15 protein-coding genes and 1 pseudogene are annotated in these 17,347 nt (G+C 67.5%); 9 read left to right on the forward strand and 7 right to left on the reverse strand.

Annotated features, from left to right (window positions below; genetic code table 11):
• Positions 1-154: 154 nt before the first annotated feature.
• From dnaE to RTO53_RS14480, 3 genes are all read left to right on the forward strand, one after another.
• Positions 155-3,736, forward strand: a complete 3,582-nt coding sequence (gene dnaE / locus RTO53_RS14470; RefSeq protein WP_312238449.1) for a DNA polymerase III subunit alpha — start codon at positions 155-157, stop codon at positions 3,734-3,736.
• A 31-nt stretch (positions 3,737-3,767) separates the two neighbouring features.
• Entirely contained in the window at positions 3,768-4,640 is an 873-nt protein-coding gene (locus RTO53_RS14475; RefSeq protein ID WP_312238450.1) for a hypothetical protein, read from the forward strand.
• A 113-nt stretch (positions 4,641-4,753) separates the two neighbouring features.
• On the forward strand, positions 4,754-5,713 hold the full coding sequence (locus tag RTO53_RS14480; RefSeq protein ID WP_312238451.1) for an acetyl-CoA carboxylase carboxyltransferase subunit alpha: 960 nt from the start codon (positions 4,754-4,756) through the stop codon (positions 5,711-5,713).
• A gap of 255 nt (positions 5,714-5,968) precedes the next feature.
• Here RTO53_RS14480 and RTO53_RS14485 read toward each other — a convergent pair whose 3' ends face one another.
• A complete protein-coding gene (locus RTO53_RS14485) occupies positions 5,969-6,424 on the reverse strand; it encodes a CopD family protein (RefSeq protein WP_312238452.1) in 456 nt (151 codons plus the stop codon).
• Between the two features lie 162 nt (positions 6,425-6,586).
• Here RTO53_RS14485 and RTO53_RS14490 point away from each other — a divergent pair, with 162 nt between their 5' ends.
• Positions 6,587-7,183, forward strand: a complete 597-nt coding sequence (locus tag RTO53_RS14490; RefSeq protein WP_312238453.1) for a class I SAM-dependent methyltransferase — start codon at positions 6,587-6,589, stop codon at positions 7,181-7,183.
• A gap of 97 nt (positions 7,184-7,280) precedes the next feature.
• Positions 7,281-8,597, forward strand: a complete 1,317-nt coding sequence (gene phaZ, locus RTO53_RS14495; RefSeq protein ID WP_312238454.1) for a polyhydroxyalkanoate depolymerase — start codon at positions 7,281-7,283, stop codon at positions 8,595-8,597.
• Positions 8,598-8,996: 399 nt separating this feature from the next.
• On the opposite strand, the gene RTO53_RS14500 is transcribed toward phaZ, so the two are convergent.
• Entirely contained in the window at positions 8,997-9,992 is a 996-nt protein-coding gene (locus RTO53_RS14500) for a sensor domain-containing protein (protein ID WP_312238455.1), read from the reverse strand.
• Positions 9,989-10,354 carry a PadR family transcriptional regulator gene (locus RTO53_RS14505; RefSeq protein ID WP_256776822.1) on the reverse strand — a complete coding sequence of 122 codons (366 nt, stop codon included), beginning with the start codon at positions 10,352-10,354 and terminating at the stop codon, positions 9,989-9,991. Before RTO53_RS14505 ends, RTO53_RS14500 begins: the two co-directional genes overlap by 4 nt.
• A gap of 151 nt (positions 10,355-10,505) precedes the next feature.
• Here RTO53_RS14505 and RTO53_RS14510 point away from each other — a divergent pair, with 151 nt between their 5' ends.
• Positions 10,506-11,405 carry a peptidylprolyl isomerase gene (locus RTO53_RS14510; RefSeq protein WP_312238456.1) on the forward strand — a complete coding sequence of 300 codons (900 nt, stop codon included), beginning with the start codon at positions 10,506-10,508 and terminating at the stop codon, positions 11,403-11,405.
• Positions 11,406-11,496: 91 nt separating this feature from the next.
• On the opposite strand, the gene RTO53_RS14515 is transcribed toward RTO53_RS14510, so the two are convergent.
• Positions 11,497-12,378, reverse strand: a complete 882-nt coding sequence (locus RTO53_RS14515; RefSeq protein ID WP_312238457.1) for a DMT family transporter — start codon at positions 12,376-12,378, stop codon at positions 11,497-11,499.
• Between the two features lie 161 nt (positions 12,379-12,539).
• Between RTO53_RS14515 and RTO53_RS14520 the strand changes: the two genes are divergently transcribed.
• Positions 12,540-13,487: a LysR substrate-binding domain-containing protein gene (locus RTO53_RS14520; protein WP_312238458.1), complete on the forward strand. Its 948-nt coding sequence runs from the start codon at positions 12,540-12,542 to the stop codon at positions 13,485-13,487.
• Positions 13,488-13,559: 72 nt separating this feature from the next.
• Positions 13,560-13,853, forward strand: a complete 294-nt coding sequence (locus RTO53_RS14525) for a hypothetical protein (RefSeq protein ID WP_128096839.1) — start codon at positions 13,560-13,562, stop codon at positions 13,851-13,853.
• A 39-nt stretch (positions 13,854-13,892) separates the two neighbouring features.
• Here the strand turns inward: RTO53_RS14525 and RTO53_RS14530 are convergent, their stop codons facing one another.
• Both RTO53_RS14530 and RTO53_RS14535 read right to left on the reverse strand, forming a co-directional pair.
• Positions 13,893-14,690 (reverse strand): DUF4349 domain-containing protein, encoded by a 798-nt coding sequence (locus RTO53_RS14530; protein ID WP_312238461.1) that lies wholly within the window; start codon positions 14,688-14,690, stop codon positions 13,893-13,895.
• Positions 14,691-14,701: 11 nt separating this feature from the next.
• Entirely contained in the window at positions 14,702-15,058 is a 357-nt protein-coding gene (locus RTO53_RS14535) for a GFA family protein (RefSeq protein ID WP_312238459.1), read from the reverse strand.
• A gap of 101 nt (positions 15,059-15,159) precedes the next feature.
• Between RTO53_RS14535 and RTO53_RS14540 the strand changes: the two genes are divergently transcribed.
• On the forward strand, positions 15,160-16,968 hold the full coding sequence (locus RTO53_RS14540) for a DUF885 domain-containing protein (RefSeq protein WP_312238460.1): 1,809 nt from the start codon (positions 15,160-15,162) through the stop codon (positions 16,966-16,968).
• 87 nt (positions 16,969-17,055) lie between these two features.
• Here RTO53_RS14540 and RTO53_RS14545 read toward each other — a convergent pair.
• Positions 17,056-17,347: pseudogene (locus tag RTO53_RS14545) on the reverse strand (multidrug ABC transporter ATP-binding protein); the annotation flags it as partial.

Genomic DNA, 17,347 nt, shown 5'->3' on the forward strand with positions numbered 1-17,347 from the left:
CGTCGCCATTGCCATTGCCATTGCCGTCGCCTTAAACCCACCACCACCCACTACCTGAACAAAGCAACCCGCCCCACCCCCTGTAACACCCCTGTCAAGCCTTGTCCGTCCACGCCCGCGCCGCTACCCTGACCGGGCATTACATTGGCCCGGCATGTCCACTTCCCGTTTCGTACATCTCCACGTCCACACCGAGTTTTCGCTGGCGGATTCGACCATCCGTGTCCCGGCGAAGCCGGATCAGGCTGACCCGAAGAAAGCCAAGCAGGCCAACCTGCTCAGCCGCGCTGTCGAACTGAAACTGCCTGCCCTGGCAGTGACCGACCTGAACAACCTGTTCGCCCTGGTCAAGTTCTACAAAGCGGCCGAAACCGTCGGCATCAAGCCCATCGCCGGCGCCGACATCATGATCGCCGAAGAGGGCATGACCCCCTGGCGCATGACCCTGCTCTGCCGCGACCGCGAAGGCTACCTCAGCCTCTCCCGCCTGCTCACCCGCGCGTGGATGGAAGGCCACCGCCCCGAAGGCGGCGTGGCCGTCCATCCGGATTGGCTCAAGGCCGGCTGCCACAACCTGTTTGCGCTGGCCGGCCGCGACAGCCTCGCCGGCCGCCTCGCCAACGAAGGCCGCCACGACCTGGCCGAGCAGCAACTCGCCGACTGGCAGCGCGTGTTCGGCGACGGACTGCATCTCGAACTTACCCGCACCGGGCGCGACGGCGAAGAAGCCTTCAACCAGTTTGCCCTGCTCGCCGCCGGCCAGCGCGGCCTGCCGGTCATCGCCAGCAACGACGTCCGCTTCCTGCAGCCGGAAGATTTCAACGCCCACGAAGCGCGCGTCTGCATTTCCTCCGGCCGCGTCCTGGATGATCCCAAGCGCCCGCGCGACTACAGCGACCAGCAGTACCTCAAGTCCGCCGAGGACATGTGCGCGCTGTTTGCCGACATCCCCGACGCGATCGACAACACCATCGCGCTGGCCGAACGCTGCAACATCGAAATGCGCCTGGGCACCTACTTCCTGCCCAACTACCCGGTCCCCGAAGACGAAACGCTCGACAGCTGGATCTGCAGCGAATCGCGCAAGGGCCTGGACGCGCGCCTGGAAAAGAACCCGCTGGCGCCGGGCAAGACCCGCGCCGACTATGTCGAACGCCTCGAGTTCGAACTGGCCACCATCATCAAGATGGGCTTCCCCGGCTACTTCCTGATCGTGGCCGACTTCATCCAGTGGGGCAAAAACCAGGGCATCCCGATCGGCCCCGGCCGTGGCTCCGGTGCCGGTTCGCTGGTGGCCTGGGCGCTGCAGATCACCGACCTGGACCCGATCCCGTACAACCTGCTGTTCGAGCGGTTCCTCAACCCCGAACGCGTGTCGATGCCCGACTTCGACATCGACTTCTGCATGGACCGCCGCGACGAAGTCATCGACTACGTCGCGCGCAAGTACGGCCGCGACCGCGTCAGCCAGATCATCACCTACGGCACCATGGCCGCCAAGGCGGTGGTGCGCGACTCCGGGCGCGTACTCGGCTTCCCGTATGGCTTGGTCGACGGCGTCTCCAAGCTGATCCCCAACATCCTGGGCATCTCGCTCAAGGACGCCATGGGGGAAGGCAAGGACTCGGAAATGGCCTCGCCGGAGCTGATCCAGCGCTACCAGAACGAAGACGATGTCCGCGACCTGATCGACCTGGCCCGCCAGCTCGAAGACCTCACCCGCAACGCCGGCAAGCACGCCGGCGGCGTGGTGATCGCGCCCGAACCGCTGGCCGAGTTCTGCCCGCTGTTCGCCGAACACGACGAAGGCGGCCGCGGCCGTAACCCGGTCACCCAGTTCGACAAGAACGACGTCGAAGAAATCGGCCTGGTGAAGTTCGACTTCCTCGGCCTGCGCACGCTGACGATCATCGACTGGGCGGTCAAGGCGATCAACAAGCGCCACGCGCGCGCGGGCATTCCGCCGGTGGACATCACCGCGCTGCCGCTGGACGACGCGGCCACCTACAAGGACATCTTCGCCAACGGCAACACCGGCGCGGTGTTCCAGTTCGAATCCTCGGGCATGCGCCGCCTGCTGAAAGACGCGCGTCCTGACCGCTTTGAAGATCTCATCGCGCTGGTGTCGCTGTACCGCCCCGGCCCGATGGACCTGATTCCGTCCTTCAACGCGCGAAAGCACGGGCAGGAAGAAATCATCTACCCCGATCCGCGCACCGAAGCGATCCTGAAAGACACCTACGGCATCATGGTGTACCAGGAGCAGGTCATGCAGATGGCGCAGATCGTCGGCGGTTACTCGCTGGGCGGCGCCGATCTGCTGCGTCGTGCGATGGGCAAGAAGGTGCCGGCCGAAATGGCCAAGCACCGCGAAATCTTCCGCGAAGGTGCGGCCAAGGACGGGGTCAGCGAGGCCAAGGCCGACGCGATCTTCGACCTGATGGAAAAGTTCGCCGGCTACGGCTTCAACAAGTCGCACGCCGCCGCCTACGCGCTGGTCAGCTACCAGACCGCCTGGCTCAAGCGTCACTACCCGGCCGAGTTCATGGCCGCGACGCTGTCGTCGGACATGGACAACACCGACAAGGTGGTCGGCTTCCTGGCCGAGGTGCGCAACCTCGGCCTGACCGTGCTGCCGCCGCGGGTCAACGACTCGGCCTACATGTTCGAGGCATCCAGCGCCGACACCATCCAGTACGGCCTCGGGGCGATCAAGGGCGTCGGCCAGGGTGCGTGCGAAGCGGTGGTGGAAGAACGCCAGCGCGGCGGCCCGTACGAATCGCTGCTGGATTTCTGCATGCGCGCCGAGTCGGGCAAGCTCAACCGGCGCACGCTCGAAGCGATGATCAACTGCGGCGCGATGGACGGCCTGGGCAAGAACCGCGCCTCGTTGATGCTGCAGTTGCCTGAAGTGCTCAAGGCCACCGACCAGATCACCCGCGAGAAGGCCTCCGGGCAGAATTCGCTGTTCGGCGCGCCCAGCCCGAAGAGCACCGCGATGCAGCTGGACCTGCCCGAAGCCAAGGAATGGGCACTGGGCCAGCTCCTCGATGGCGAACGCGACACGCTCGGCTTCTACCTGAGCGGCCACCCGTTCGATCCCTACGCCGAGGACGTCAAGGAACTGGTCGGCACCGATCTGGGCATGCTCGAACGCCTGATTCCGCCAGCGCGCCCGAGCAAGGATGGCGAGAAGCGCGCGTGGCGCCAGGAGACGCCGGTGATCCTGGCCGGCCAGGTGGTCGGCGTGCGCCGCAAGGGTGAAAGCCAGGTCTTCATGCAGCTGGAAGACAGCAAGGGCCGCGTGGAGTGCAGTGCGTTCACCGACGGCCTGGCCGAGTTCGGCCACCTGATGACCAAGGACCGCATCCTGATCGTCAAGGGCGGCCTGCGCGAAGACGAATTCAACGGCGGCTACGCGTTGCGCCTGCGCCAGTGCTGGGATTACGACGAGGTCTGCGCCAACTACGCCACGCGCCTGTCGCTGCGCCTGGACCTGCGCCAGGGCGACCCGGCGTGGTCGCGGATCAACGCGCTGCTGGACCGCCACCGCCCCGGCCGCACCCCGCTGCGCCTGGATCTGCTGCTCGGTTCCGAACAGGGACCGGTGGCCGGCATGCTCGACGTGGCCGGCGATACCGCCGTGCGCGTGGACAGCCACCTGGTCGACGCCCTGCGCGCCGATCCCGCCGTACGCACCCTGAAGGTGCGCTACAGCCCGCCGTGGGCCAACTGACCCGCGCCCTCCGCACTACAGGTACCTTGTTTTGATCAAGCGTTTGACCGTGCTGCTGCTGGCAGCCGTTGCCGTCACCGGCTGTTCCAGCCCGTCCCAGACCTTCGAGATCGACAACCCGGGCGATACCCCGCTGACCCTGCGCATCGACGGCAACGAACTGCCGATCGCCGCGCACGCTTCGCGCCCGGTCAAGCTCAAGCCCGGCGAGCATCACCTGCAGACCCCGGCCCTGGGCGATGTACGGTTCATCGTCTACGCACGTGGCAAGGGCGGTCTGATCAACCCGACCCTGGGCGAGTACGTGATCGCCAGCGCGATCTACGTCACCGACGAAGACAAGCTCACGCACTTCGGCGCCCCCGGCAACCACATCGAACTGGGCGGGGTCGGCTTCGACGGCCCGTACAGCACCACCCATGCACTGTTCATCGACCAGGCGTGGACGTTCGGCGTGCGCGAGCCGTTCCCGGACGAACAGACCGTGGCCCACGTGGACGAGAGCGGCGGCCGGATCAGCACCAAGATCTTCACCGCCGCCGACTTCATCGCCTATGCCGAGGCCAATGCCGGCCAGCCCGGCGCCTACCGACGCCAGCAACCGGCGGGCTACCAGCCGCCGCACTACACGCTGGAGGCGGCCCCCACCACGCTGCCGCCGCTGGACCCGGTCTTCGAGGCCCATGCCGGCCCCCTGCGCGAGCTGTACGCGCGCTACCTCACGGCCACCACCGCCGACGCCCAGCTGCAGCTGCAGCAGGAGGCGCTGCAGGCGCAGATGGCCTTCACTGCCGCCACCGCATCGCTGGGCTCGCGCCTGCCGGTGGAGGCCAATACGGCCTACAACACCTTCGTGCATACCCGCGGCACCCTGATGGGCAGTGCCGCGCTGGTGGTGCCCTGAGCTGACTGGCGCGCCCCGCCCCGCTGCGCTACCGTCGGTTTCCAGACGAGGGCGTACGGGGCTTTTCGGCGCATTCGGCTACACTTTCCCTCTTTTCTTCACGACGGCTTCCGATGAATCCGAACTACCTCGACTTCGAGCAACCCATCGCTGATCTGGAGGCGAAGATCCAGGAACTGCGCAGTGCCAGCGCAGGCCCTGCGGTCAATGTCGAGGCCGAGGTGCATGCCCTGCAGGACAAGCTGCGCGTGCGCACCGCGCAGATCTTCCGCAACCTGTCCTCGTGGCAGATCCTGCAGCTGGCCCGCCACCCCTCGCGCCCGTACACCGCCGACTACATCCGCATCTTCTGCGATGAGTTCCAGGAACTGGCCGGCGACCGCGCCTTCGCCGACGACAAGGCCATCATGGGCGGCCTGGCCCGCATCGGCGGCCGGTCGGTGATGCTGATCGGGCACCAGAAGGGCCGCGATACCAAGGAAAAGATCAAGCGCAACTTCGGCATGCCCAAGCCGGAGGGCTACCGCAAGGCGCTGCGCCTGATGAAGATGGCTGAACGTTTCGGCCTGCCGGTGCTGACCCTGATCGACACCGCCGGCGCCTGGCCGGGCATCGACGCCGAATCGCGCGGCCAGTCCGAAGCGATCGCGCGCAACCTGCTGGAAATGGCCGAGCTGAAGGTGCCGGTGATCTGCACCGTGATCGGTGAAGGCGGCTCCGGTGGCGCCCTCGCCCTCGGCGTGGGCGACCGCACCGTGATGCTCGAATACAGCGTGTATTCCACCATCACCCCCGAAGGCTGCGCCTCGATCCTGTGGAAGGACGCCGGCAAGGCCAAGGACGCCGCCGAGCAGCTGGGCATGACCGCCCCGCGCCTGAAGGGCCTGGGCCTGATCGACAAGGTCGTGCGCGAGCCGACCGGTGGCGCCCACCGCAACCCGAACCAGATGGGCAAGCGCCTGAAGGCCGTGCTGCTCAACGAGCTGGACGAACTGCAGAAGCTGTCGGTGGACGAACTGCTGGCCAAGCGCTACGAGCGCCTGCGCAGCTACGGCACCTACGAAACGGTCTGAGCCCACGCTGCGGGGTCGACGATGAAAGAAGCCGGACGCGAAAGCGTCCGGCTTTTCAATGCGCGGCCCGGGAGGACGCGTAGCGCGGACCGCGCATCGGCCGTGGCCGCGGCGACGGCCGGACGATCTCCACGGCGACGATTGCCTACCGGTAGTGCCGGCCGCTGGCCGGCTCCCAATACGCCTGGACACCCTGGGCAGCCGGCCAGCGGCCGGCACTCCCCGGGCGCGGTGGCCAGCGCCTCGACCGGTCTTTCAGAACGGCTTGGCCAGTACCAGCCACACCACGCCGATGAACAGCACCAGCGGCAGCTCGTTGAACCAGCGCAGCGCGCGCGAGGACGGCAACGACTTGCCGCGCAGGCTGCCCTTCAACAGGCGCCCGGTCCACGTGTAATACACCAGCAGCAGCACCACCAGCCCGAGCTTGGCGTGCAGCCAGCCGGCCGCTCCGGGTGCAACCATCGTCGGGAAATCGGGAATCACCTTGTAGCCCAGCCACAGCACCAGCCCCAGGATCAGCGCCAGGCCGAACATCATGTGGCCGAACTTGTACAGGCGCAGGCCCATCAGCTGCAGGCGCTCGGTCACCGGCAGCTGGCCGGCGGTCTCGCTGAGGTTGACCAGGATCCGCGGCAGGTAGAACACCGCCGCCATCCACGCCACCACGAACAGCAGGTGGAAGGTTTTTACCCAGTAGTAGGACTGCATGCGCTTGCTCCGGCGGCTGGCGTAAGGTGGCCGCCATTCTCGCATGCCCCGATGGGACCACCCCATGGCGCGCGGCCGCGACCAATCGACACACCATCACCACGCATCCCGCAGCGCCAGGCCGTACGATAAGCGCCGTTTTCACGACTGTGCCCACCCGCCATGGACAAGACCTACGACGCCGCCTACTTCCAGCACTGGTACCAGGCCGACCAGACCGGCGGTGCCGCACGCCTGGCGCGCAAGGTCGCGCTGGCCGTGGCCAGTGCCGAGTACTACCTGGAACGGCCGATCCGCAGCGTGCTCGATATCGGCTGTGGCGAAGGCGCCTGGCGCGCGCTGCTGCTCAAGCTGCGCCCGCGCGTGCAGTACCTGGGCTTTGACAGCAGCGAATACGCGGTGCAGCGTTTTGGTCGCAGCCGCAACCTGCACCTGGCCAAGGTGGGCGACTTTGCCTGGCTGCGGCCGTGCGCGCCGGTCGATCTGCTGGTCTGCTCGGACGTGATGCACTACGTGCCCAGCCGCGAGCTGCGCCCCGCGCTGGACGGTTTCGCCGAACTCACCGGCGGGGTGGCGTTCCTGGAGGCATTCAGCGCCGAAGACGATTTCGACGGCGACCATGAGGGGTTCCAGGCCCGACCGTCGCGCTGGTACCGGAGCAACCTTGCAAAGGCAGGCTTCACCGCGCTGGGTTCGCACTGCTGGCTGTCGCCGGCGCTGACCGGCCATGCGGCGGCGCTGGAGCGCGCGGACCGCTGAATCTCTACAACAAATGAGACGCCCCCCGTATTAAGGCGCCGATCGCGGCGGTGGGTTATGCTGCGCGGCAACATAAGACCATACATATTCGGACGCCATGCTCTATCAGCTGCATGAGTTGACCCGCAACATGCTCGCCCCGTGGGTGCACCAGGCCCAGGCCAACGCCAAGTTCTTCGCCAACCAGGGACACTGGTGGTCGCAGATGCCCGGCGCGGATCGCCTGTCCGCGGTGAATGAGCTGTTCCATCGCATCGGCAAGGATTACGAGAAGCCCGAGTGGGGCATCAACGAAATCGAGGTCGATGGCGAGCGCGTGCCGATCGTGGTGCACGAGGAAGTAAGCAAGCCGTTCTGCAAGCTGCTGCGCTTCAAGCGCCACAGCAACGAAGCCGAACAGCTGCACACCATGCTCAACCAGCCGTTCGTGCTGGTGGTGGCGCCGTTGTCGGGCCACCACGCCACGCTGCTGCGCGACACCGTGCGCACGCTGCTGCGCGACCACCGCGTGTATGTCACCGACTGGGTCGATGCGCGCATGGTGCCGGGCAGCGAGGGCGAGTTCGGCCTCGACGATTACATCGCCTACGTGCAGGAGTTCATCCGCCATCTCGGCGCGAACAAACTGCATGTGGTGAGCGTGTGCCAGCCCACCGTGCCGGTACTGGCGGCGGTGTCGCTGATGGCCAGCCGCGGCGAGCCGACCCCGCGCACGCTGGTGATGATGGGCGGCCCGATCGATGCGCGTTGCAGCCCGACCGCCGTCAACAACCTGGCCACGCAGAACCCGTTGTCGTGGTTCGAGAACAACGTCATCCACACCGTGCCGGGCACCTACCCCGGCGCCGGTCGGCGGGTCTATCCGGGGTTCCTGCAGCATGCAGGCTTCCTGTCGATGAACCCGAGCCGGCACTTCAGTTCGCACTGGGATTTCTACGCCGACCTGGTCAAGGGCGACATGGAAGATGCCGATGCGCACCGCCGTTTCTACGACGAATACAACGCTGTCCTGGACATGCCGGCCAAGTACTACCTGGACACGATCCAGGTGGTGTTCCAGGACTTCCTGCTGCCGCGCGGCGAGTGGTTCGTCAACGGCGAGCGCGTCGATCCGACGGCGATCACCGGCACCGCGCTGTTGAGCATCGAAGGCGAGCTGGACGATATCGCCGGGCTGGGCCAGACCGAAGCGGCGCAGGCATTGTGCAGCGGCATCCCGGCCGAGCATCGCGAGCATTTCATCGTCGAGGGCGCCGGCCATTACGGCATCTTCAGCGGGCGTCGCTGGCGCGAAACCGTGTACCCGAAGGTCCGGGACTTCTTCGCCGCGCATGCGCAGCCGGCGAACGCCAAGCCGAAGAAAGCGGCCAAGATCGCCAGCAACGTGACCCCGCTGCGCCGCAAGGCAAGCTGACACCCACACGGTCAGGGTAGTGCCGGCCGCTGGCCGGCTGCTCTTCCGTCCTGCATCGCGGGGAGCCGGCCAGCGGCCGGCACTACCGTCCTGCGTCGCGGGGAGCCGGCCAGCGGCCGGCACTACCGGCCTGCATCGCGGGGAGTCGGCCAGCGGCCGGCTCTACCGGCCTGCATCGCGGGGAGCCGGCCAGCGGCCGGCACTACCGGTCTGCATCGCGGGGAGCCGGCCAGCGGCCGGCACTACCGGCCTGCATCGTGGGGAGCCGGCCAGCGGCCGGCACTACCGGCCTGCATCGCGGGGAGCCGGCCAGCGGCCGGCACTACCGTCCCTGCCTCGCGGGGAGCCGGCCAGCGGCCGGCACTACCCTGTTTTGTTTGTGCCCGGATCAAGGTCGCCTTACAACCGCACCAGCAGGTGCTTGGCCATCATCCCGTGCAGGTGACCGATGCCGCGCGCCAGGTGCAGGGTCGCAAACAGCAGTACCACGCCCACCACCGCCAGCAGCGGGGTCACCCAGAGCGGCAGCATCTGGGTGCCGTCGATATGGATCCCCACATACTCCGGCGAGATCAACGCCGCCACCGGTGCCCAGATGAAGCCCAGCGACACCGACAGCAGCGTGGTGGCGATGGTGAAGTACACGATGCCCAGCGGCAGCATCAGCGTGAAGTACAGCAGGGTCAGCCAGGTGCGGCCGTCGGTGAACATGTCGCCGATCCGCTGCAGCCAGCTGCGGCTACGGTCGGAATAGGTCGGCCGGCGCGGCATGCGCTCACCGAGCAGCGCTTCCACCAGGCGTCCCTCCAGCAGCGACAGGCCGCGCACCGAGCCGAAGAACAGCACCGCGATCGGGATGCCGATGATCAGCACCATCAGCCCCAGCGACAACGACAGGCCGGTGACCACCCAGGTAAAGAAGAACGTGCCGGTGGCCAGCGATAGCAGCATGTAGAACAGCGCGCCATAGGTCCGTGCCTCCAGGGCGACGCCGAAGAAGCGCGCCAGCACGCCACGCGGCTTGACCGGTGCCGGTGCCGGCGGCGCTACGCCGCTGCCAGGGGTATCGGCACCCGCACCGACCGCCGTGGCCCGACGCAACGGCGTCGCGCCGGCGCTGGGGGTGCGCAGCGCGCGGTTCACGGTGATTTCGGTTTCGCGGTAGATCTCGGCGACCTCCTCCGGCGCGCCATAGCTGCCGGCGACATCGGCGATCACCTCGGCCTCGCTGCGACCGGGCTGCGCGGCCAGCTCCGAGCGCAGGTATTCCTCGGCGTCGTACAGGGCGTCCTGCACCATCGCCGGGTCGGCGTCGTGCAGCGCCGCGCGCAACTGCGCCAGGTACTGCGGAATGGTGGTGGGCAGGCTGCTGCCCGTCGTGGTCTGGTCGTTCATTGCAGTACCCCCTCCAACACGGAATCGACGGAATCTCGGGTGGCGCGCCAGGCCTGGGTCCACAGCTCCAGTACCTGGCGACCACGTTCGTTGATGCGGTAGTAGCGTCGCGGCGGTCCGGCCATCGACGGTTCGACATGGCTTTCCAGCAACCCGGCCCCTTCCAGGTTGCGCAGCACCGGGTACAGCGCGCTCTGCTTGCCGCTCAGCACGCCCTCCCCGACCCGCTCCAGCTCCTTGGCGATCAGGTAGCCATAGAGCGGCTCGCCGGCCTTGGCCAGCACCGCCAGCAGAGCCAGCGAGACGGTGCCGGCGCTGAGCTCTTTCTGGAACTTCTTGAGGTGGGCCTCGTGGTCGCTCATCGGCTTCTCCAGCTAGCGTGGAGTCAACACTAGTGTGAAGTCAGCTATAGCGAATGTGTCGTTAGTCACCGTGCCGGTTGGAGGCCCCGTCGCTGGCGGATGCGCGGGCGCTTCGCGCACAATCCCGGGACACGTCCTGAACGGGTTTGCCATGTCGCCACGTCGTCCTGCCCTGCTCGCCCTCGCCCTGGCCTGCACCCTCCCGCTGGCCGCCAGCGCGGCCACGCCCTACCGCAGCCCGCAGCAGATCCTGGACGCTTCGCCCGCCAGCGACTGGCGCACGCCGGACCCGGCCAACCTGCTGTACATGAACCTGGAGAAGGGCCAGGTCATCATCGAACTGGCCCCGGCGTTCGCGCCGCAGCATGTGGCCAATATCCAGACGTTGGCGCACGAACACTTCTGGGACGGCGAAACCGTGTACCGGGTGCAGGACAATTTCGTAGTGCAGTTCGGCGATATCGATGCCGACGATGCGGCCAAGGCCAAGCCATTGGGCACGGCCAAACGCAAACTTCCGGCCGAGTTCCAGCGCGACAGCGCCGGCCTGAAGGTCAGCGTGCTGCCCGATCGCGATGGGTGGGCCGACCAGACCGGGTTCGTGGACGGTTTCGCGGTGGGCCAGGACCGCAAGGATGGCAAGACCTGGCTGGCGCACTGCTACGGGACGCTGGGCGCGGGCCGCAGCAACGAGGAAGACAGCAGCATCGGCGCGGAACTGTATGTGGTGACGGGGCAGTCGCCACGGCAGCTGGACCGCAACATCACGGTGGTGGGACGGGTGCTGCAGGGCATGGAGCTGTTGAGCGCGTTGCCGCGTGGGCCGGCGCCGATGGGCTTCTATGCCGATGCGGCGCAGCGCATCCCGATCACCTCGATCCAGCGGGCCACCGATGTACCGGCGGCGCAGCGGCCGAAGCTGGAGGTGCTGCGCACCGAATCGAAGACGTTCGCCGACGTGGTGGAGGCGCGGCGCAACCGGGTGGACGATTTCTACAAGCGCCCGGCCGGGCATATCGACCTTTGCAATATCGCGGTGCCGGTGCGGTAAGGGGTGGGGCAGCCGAGCGTGGCTCGGCTCTACCGTGCTGCGGGCCTGCGTAGAGCCACCCCATGGGTGGCTGCACGCGGACCAGCCGGGCTCAGCGCTTCTGCGACGCTGCGACGCTGCCGAGGATCAGGGCGCCGGCCACGACCATGGCCCCGGTCACCGGTTCGCCCAGGAACAGCCAGGCGAACAGCGCGCCGAACATCGGGACGAGGTAGGTGACGGTGGAGGCGCGGGCCGGGCCGACGCGGGCGATGAGGCGGTAGAACATCAGGAAGGCCAGGCCGGTGCAGACCACGCCCAGGGCAATCGCGCAGGTCCAGGACAAGGCCGGGATCGGGGCGGTCGGCCAGTGGGTGAGGGCCATCGGCAACAGGGCGATGGCCGCGCAGCCCAGGGTGGCGCCGGCGGACGCGGCCGGCGGCAGGCCGCTCATGTGGCGCTTGACCAGGTTCACGCCCAGGCCGTACAGCAAGGCGGCCAGTGCGCCGGCGACCACCGCCGCGCCGATGCTCAGGCCGGACACCTTGGCAGTGGCCAGCACCACCACGCCGGCGAAGCCGACCAGCAGGGCGATGGCGCGGCGCATCCCGATTTTTTCGCCAAAAAACAGGAACGCGATCAGCGCGGCGAACAGCACGGTCATCGCGTTGCAGATCGCCCCGATCGCCGCCGGCGCACGTTGTGCGGCCCAGGCGAACAGCACGAACGGAATCGCCGAGTTGATCACCCCGATCGGGGCCAGCCACAGCCAGCGCCGTGCCGGGAACCGGGCGCGGGCCTGCCACAGGAACGGCAGCAGCACGAGCGCGCCCAGCAGCAGGCGCACTTCGACCAGCGCGTACGGGCCGAAACTGGGCACCGCCACCCGCATGAACAGGAACGAGCAGCCCCAGATCGCGCCGAGCACGGTCAACTCCAGCGGGGTGCGCCAGTCGCGCTCGAGCGCCGCGCCGGCCAGCGGTGCGCAGCTCATCGCCGGCTCCCAGTGAACAGGCAGATGCGTGGCTGGGCGGCATGCGCGGACGGCAACATGGGGGTGGCTCCGGAGGACAGGGACACAGCATCCGCCTGACTGCGCAGGCCCACAAGCGCGTAGTATCCGTGCAAGCCACAAATCTTGTTTGGGTCTCGACCATGATCCTGCGCCCCGCCCTGCTGCCTGCACTGGGGGTGTTCGCGGTTGCCGCGCGCCACCAGAATTTCGCCCATGCCGCCGAAGAACTGCACCTCACCGCCAGTGCGGTCAGCCATCACGTGCGCAAGCTTGAAGACGTGCTCGGCACGGTGCTGTTCCAGCGCCACGCGCGCGGGGTCCGGTTGACCGCCGAAGGGCGCCAGCTGGCCGACGCGGCCGCCGGGGCGCTGAGTGATCTCAATGCGGTGGCCGGCAACCTGCACCCGCAGGCGGACATCGTGCCGTTGCGGGTCACCACCATCCGCTCGCTGTCGTACTGCTGGCTGGTACCGCGGCTGGCGCGCTTCACCGCCCGGCATCCGCAGGTGCGGATCGAGCTGCAGACCAGTACCGAGCTGGTGCGCTTCGACGAGAACGGGCCGGAACTGGGCATCCGTTACGGGCTGGGACAATGGCCGGGACTGCGCGCGCACCACCTGATGGACGACGAACTGCAGCCGGTCGCCTCGCCCGCGCTGGCCGGCGTGGCCGCGCTGCGCGAGCCCGCGCAGATCGCCGCACTGCCGCTGATCAGCGACATGTCACCACAGGGCTGGCGCGACTGGTTCCGGGCTGCCGGGGTGCGCGGGCTGGAACTGCCCTCGGTGCACTCCTTCAGCGACAGCACCGATGCGATGCGTGCGGCGGTGTACGGCATCGGTGCGGTGCTGGCGCGCAAGCACATCGCCCAGCCCTACCTGCAGCGCTACGAACTGGTGCGCCTGCCCGGGCCGGCGCTCAAGGCGCGCTACGCCTACTACGTGGTACATGCCGAACACCGACCGCTCAGCCCGACCGCGCTGGCGTTCATGGACTGGCTCCGGCGCGAGGCGCTGGACGAACGCACGCCGATACCGGCGTTGCCGGACGAACTGCTGGGCCGGCCCGCGCCGTCCCCGCCACGCTAGCGCGCGCCATCCTCACCCCGTCTTTTCCACGTGCTGGCTAGGCTGGAGTTCCTTTCCCCCAAGGCGCATTCCATGGCCCTGTTGCGACTCCGAATCACTGGCAGCGAAGACGATGCGCGTGCCATCACCGACCTGCTGCAGAGCATCGAAGGCATCGAGCATGTCGAGGAAACCGACGACCTGATGCCGCACATGGATGACGACGATTCCAGCTCGGCCGGCCTGTCCGACGACATCGGCCCGGGCATCCACGAACTCGAAGTGGAAGTAGGCAATGCCCTCGGCGCCCAGCGCGTGCGTGATGCCGTGCAGGAACTGGCGCTGGAACTGGATGTGTTCGTCGAGTACGAGCACGACGAAGGCTGAGCCGCGGCGGTGCCGGCGCGTCCGGCACCGCGCGTTCAATCAAACGTTGTTGGCGTTGGCGCGTTTGCGGCGGCGCCACAGCTTCAAGCCGATCCAGCCAAGCAGCCACAGCACCACGGCCACCGGCAACAGCGCCGATACCGCGCGGATCAGGAAGGCCACGCTGGAGGTGAGGATCGCGCCGGATTCGCGCACGGCCTCGCCGATTTCGCTGCGGCTGCGCTGTCCGGCCGGGGTGTGGAACTGCACCGTGACCAGCTGCGTATCGATCCGCCGACGCTGCTGCGCGGCATCCTTGTTGGCCTGCTCGACACCCGCTTCGATCTCCGACAGGCGCTGGGTGATCACCAGCAGGTCGGCCATCTTGACGTCCTTGCCGTCCTCATAGGCCAGCAGGCGTTCGTGTTCCTTCTCCAGCCTTGCCTTGGTCAGCGCGGTGTCGGCCACCTGCTGGGCCAGGTCTTCGGCATGGGTGTTGCGCGAGGAGACTTCCCCGCCCTGCCCGGCCAGCCCGATGATCGGCTCGACGCCCTTCGGCGCGATCCGCACCCGGATCGAACCGGTCGGGTACTCGCCGCCCTGCTGGCCGACCTGCAGCACCGCGCAGTCACCGAAGCGTGCGGACTGGCAGGCGTCGGCGATCTGCTTCACGCGCGGGCCGATCTGCGCCGCTTCCAGCTGGATGTCGATATCGTGCTCGTACGCCAGCGCAGCCCCTTCCGGCGAGGCCACCGCGCCCGCCGCGCCGGCCCCGGCATCGGCGGCCGCATGATTCTGGCTGCAGCCGGCCAAGGCCAGCACCAGCGTCCCTGCCAACGCGCCGGTCAGGCGCCACATCGTCCGTTTCACTATTTGCCCGCTCCGTCGTATCGATTGATCTTGAGCCCGTCCAGGTCCACCCCGGGCAGGCAACGTACATTCACCGCGACCATCTTCTGTCCGCTGCGCGGGTCCACGCCCTCGCTGAACGGGGCGATCCCGCAGGTGCGGCAATGGTGGTGTTCCAGGTGGTGCTGGTTGAACTGGTAGGTCGCCACGTCGGCCGCATCGGTGTCCAGCCGCAGGGCCTGGCGCGGGCCGAACCACAGCAGGCCACCGCGGCGGCGGCACAGCGAACAGTTGCAGTCCAGGACCTCGGTGATCGGCGCGTCGGCATCCACCACGAACGCGATCTGCCCGCAATGACAGCTCCCTTCGTACTGCATGGCGCACCCTCCCGATCAAAGGGCCATGGTAATCCAATGGCACGGGCACGGCCGGGCCGCTGGGCCTATGCTCGGGGATTGACCACAGCACAGGATCGCCGATGCGCCAGCATCTTCTCGCCCTCGCCCTGATCGCCGCCCTCGGCGGTTGCCAGCAGGCCGACGCCCCGCCCGTCGCAACCGGCACCCAGGCCCCGGCCACCGCCGGCGATGCCGCGGTCGATGCCGCGTTCGCCGACCTGTCCAAGCGCGCCCTGGATACCTGGATGCAGCTGTCCCCGATCAGCGCCACCCAGATCGGCGACCACCGCTATGACAGCGAGATCGACGACCTCAGCGCGGCCGGGCAGCAGAAGGTGCTGACCGCCTACAAGGGCCTGGTCGGCGACCTGGACCGGATCGATGTGAGCAAGCTCTCGCGCGAGAACCAGGTGGACGCGGCGATCCTGCGCAACCAGCTGCAGTCGGAAATCTGGAGCGCCGAGGTGCTGCAGTCGTCCAAGTGGGACCCGCAGATCTACAACGGCATGGCCGGCAGCGCGCTGTACGGGCTGATGGCGCGTGAGTTCGCCCCGCTGCCCGATCGCCTGAAGTCGGCCACCGCGCGCATGGAGAAGCTGCCGCAGATCTTCGCCCAGGCCCGTGAAAACCTGGATCCGGCGCGCGTGCCGAAGATCCATGCCGAGACCGTGGCCAAGCAGAACCGCGGCATCCTGAGCATCGTCGATACGTTCATCACCCCGCACATCGGCGAGCTGCCGGCCGAAGACGGCAAGCGCCTGCAGGCAGCCATCGACGGCCTGAAGAAGGCCGTGGAAGAACAGCAGACCTGGCTGGACAAGACGCTGGTGCCCAACGCCAAGGGCGACTTCCGCATCGGTGCCGAGCTGTACGACCAGAAGCTGAAGTTCGCGCTGAGCTCGTCGCTGTCGCGTGCGGAAATCGGCGAGCGCGCGCGCGCCGAACTCAAGCGCGTACGCCAGGACATGTACGGCATCGCGCAGACGGTGCTGAAGGACAAGCCGGGCGCACCGGCCCTGCCGGCCAACCCGAGCGACGACCAGCAGCAGGCCGCGATCGAAGCCGCGCTGGAACTGGCCTACGCGGACAAGCCGGCGCGCGACAAGGTGGTGGACGATGCCAAGGCGGCCTTGGCGCAGTCCACCGAGTTCGTGCGCAAGCATGACCTGATGACGCTGCCCGATTCGCCGGTGGACATCATCCTGATGCCGGAATTCCAGCGTGGCGTGGCGGTAGCCTACTGCGATTCGCCCGGTCCGCTGGACAAGAACCTGAAGACGTTCTACGCGGTGTCGCCCATTCCCGATGACTGGAGCGACAAGCAGGTCGATTCGTTCCTGCGCGAATACAACAGCCGGATGATCCACCTGCTGAGCATCCACGAGGGCACGCCGGGGCATTACCTGGAAGGCTGGCATTCGGGCAAGTTCCCGTCGACGCTGCGCGCGGTGCTGCGCTCGGGGCTGTTTGCCGAAGGCTGGGCGGTCTACACCGAGCGGATGATGCAGGAGCAGGGCTACCTGGACAACGATCCGCTGTTCCATCTGGTGCAGTTGAAGTTCTACCTGCGCACCATTTCCAACGCGATCCTGGACCAGGGCGTGCACGTGGACAACTGGTCGCGTGAGCAGGCGATGCACCTGATGACGCACGATGCGTTCCAGCAGGAAAGCGAGGCGTCGGGCAAGTGGGTACGCGCGCAGTTGACGTCGGCGCAGCTGCCGACCTACTTCGTGGGCGCGCAGGAGCATTTCGATACGCGCAAGGCGATGCAGGACAAGCTGGGCGCGAAGTTCAACCTGAAGGCCTACCACGACCAGATGCTGTCCTACGGCGCACCGCCGGTGCGTTTCGCGCGCCAGCTGATGCTGGACCAGCCGATCGAGTAAGAACTGCCTCGTTCCTCGTCAGACAGGCAAACGGCCCGGGGTGACCCGGGCCGTTTTTTTGTTCTTCTCCCTTCCGATGGGCCGGCCCTACGCGTCAGCGGCCACGAATCCACCGGTCTGCCGTGCCCACAAGCGCGCATACAGACCACCGGCGGCCACCAGTTCGGCGTGGGTACCGGTTTCCACGATCCGGCCCTGGTCCATCACCACCAACCGGTCCATGCGCGCGATGGTCGACAAGCGGTGCGCGATCGCGATCACCGTCTTGCCGGCCATCAACTCGTCCAGGTTGTCCTGGATGGCCGCTTCCACTTCCGAATCCAGCGCCGAGGTCGCCTCGTCCAGCACCAGGATCGGGGCGTCCTTCAACAGCACCCGG

Source organism: Stenotrophomonas sp. (genome assembly GCF_031995405.1).
In the GTDB taxonomy this organism is placed as follows: Bacteria; Pseudomonadota; Gammaproteobacteria; order Xanthomonadales; family Xanthomonadaceae; genus Stenotrophomonas.